A 246-nucleotide genomic window follows, 5' to 3' on the forward strand; every position below is an offset into this window, starting at 1 on the left:
CTGAAATCGAAGACCGACTGCTGCCTGGACACTGGGAAGGCGATCTCATCAAAGGTGCCGGCAACCAGTCCGCAGTCCTGGCAGACGATCGATCGCGGCGAGCAGCGCGTTCCAGATCGCATCCACGTCGATTTCATAGTGACGCAGGATCGCGGGAATATCTCCTTCATCCGCTTCGATCAGCTTCAAGAGCCAATGCTCGACGGTGATTTCATCGGAAAGGCGCGTCTGGCACAGGCTCGCGGC

The 246-nt window shown here is 58.5% G+C and carries 1 pseudogene; it reads right to left on the reverse strand.

Features of this window, described 5'->3' with window-relative positions:
• Nucleotides 1–78 precede the first annotated feature (78 nt).
• Nucleotides 79–246: pseudogene (locus tag NCS58_RS34100) on the reverse strand (Clp protease N-terminal domain-containing protein); the annotation flags it as partial.

It is taken from the genome of Caballeronia sp. INML3B (genome assembly GCF_023631305.1).
Taxonomy (GTDB): Bacteria; Pseudomonadota; Gammaproteobacteria; order Burkholderiales; family Burkholderiaceae; genus Caballeronia; species Caballeronia turbans.